Here is a 1,310-nt window from a genome sequence, read left to right on the forward strand (position 1 = left end):
GCGGCAGGGCTCGCGCGCGTTCCTGAAGGATCAGCGCGCGGCCCGGGTCGGCGACATCGTCACCATCCTCGTCAACACCGCCGACAGCGCGGACGTCGAGAACAACTCCACGCGCGCCGGCAACGGGACCGAGGCGCTGGGCGTGCCCAACCTGTTCGGCATCGAGGGGTCGCTGGGCCGCATCCTGAGCAACGCGACGGCGTCCAGCTTGGTCGGCACGAACAGCAAGACGTCCTGGACCGGCCAGGGCGTGATCAAGCGGATCGACAACGTGACGATCAGCCTCGCGGGCCTGGTGACGCAGGTGCTGCCGAACGGCAACCTCGTCGTGGTGGCGCATCAGGAGCTGCGTGTGAACAGCGAGCTGCGCGACCTGGAGGTGACGGGTGTCATCAGCCCGCAGGATATCAGCAGCGACAACACCATCAGCCATCGCCGGCTGGCCGAGGCGCGCATCACCTATGGCGGACGCGGCCAGAGCACGGACGTGCAGACCCCGCGCTGGGGCCAGCAGCTCATGGACATCCTGCTGCCGTTCTGACGTGGCGGGACGGCTCGGCCGGGCGGGCGATCCGTAAGGGTCGATCCGTCCGGGTCCGCCCCGCACCGCAGCCGGGGCGCCGCGGGTCAGTCGTCGCGGTGGACGCGCTCCATGCGCTCGTGGCGCTCCTGCGCCTCGATCGACAGGGTGGCGATGGGCCGCGCCTCGAGCCGGCGGAGGCCGATCGGGTCGCCGGTCTCCTCGCAATAGCCGTAGGTGCCGGCCTCGATCCGCTCCAGCGCCTGATCGATCTTGGCGATCAGCTTGCGGGCCCGGTCGCGGGTGCGCAGTTCCAGCGCGCGGTCGGTCTCGACGCTCGCACGATCGGTGATGTCCGCCTCGTGGATGCCGCCCTCGGAGAGGCTGGCAAGGGTGCCGTCGGCCTCGCGCAGCAGGTCGGCGCGCCAACGTAACAGCTTCTGCCGGAAATACTCGACCTGCTGGACGTTCATGAACTCCTCGTCCTCGGAAGGTCGATAATCCGGGGGCAGAGTCACCATCATTGCGGAAGATCCTGCATGCCGAGCGCCAACGCGCGGGCTTATAGCGGCGGGGATCGGGCGCAACAAGGGCAGATAGATGAAGTCAATGACGCAGGTCACCTGACCCCGCGGCGCGCCAGCTCCACCCGCGCGCGCAGCACGATCGCGGCCGCCAGCGCGGCGAGGGCGGGATCGGCGGCCATCGGCACATCCTCCAGCAGCGTGCGCAACCGCTCCGTCGCCGCGCCGCCGTCGTCACTCAACAGATCATGTTGCAGCGCAGCAAG

Annotated in this window: 3 protein-coding genes; 1 reads left to right on the forward strand and 2 read right to left on the reverse strand. The window is 69.4% G+C overall.

All coding sequences use genetic code 11. From position 1 onward, the window contains the following. The coding region (locus B8460_RS17645) for a flagellar basal body L-ring protein FlgH (protein ID WP_048862932.1) at positions 1 to 541 on the forward strand (541 nt) is incomplete at its 5' end. Positions 542 to 627: 86 nt separating this feature from the next. On the opposite strand, the gene dksA is transcribed toward B8460_RS17645, so the two are convergent. Next, positions 628 to 1,041: an RNA polymerase-binding protein DksA gene (dksA, locus tag B8460_RS17650; RefSeq protein WP_048862933.1), complete on the reverse strand. Its 414-nt coding sequence runs from the start codon at positions 1,039 to 1,041 to the stop codon at positions 628 to 630. A 98-nt stretch (positions 1,042 to 1,139) separates the two neighbouring features. Next, positions 1,140 to 1,301, reverse strand: a complete 162-nt coding sequence (locus B8460_RS23510) for a hypothetical protein (RefSeq protein ID WP_277813992.1) — start codon at positions 1,299 to 1,301, stop codon at positions 1,140 to 1,142. Positions 1,302 to 1,310: the final 9 nt, after the last annotated feature.

It is taken from the genome of Acidisphaera rubrifaciens HS-AP3 (genome assembly GCF_000964365.1).
GTDB classification, from domain to species: Bacteria; Pseudomonadota; Alphaproteobacteria; order Acetobacterales; family Acetobacteraceae; genus Acidisphaera; species Acidisphaera rubrifaciens.

What these genes read in the sequence shown, in the direction of transcription:
- dksA (WP_048862933.1), bottom strand. Translation starts at nt 1,041, where the DNA reads ATGGTGACTCTGCCCCCGGATTATCGACCTTCCGAGGACGAGGAGTTC.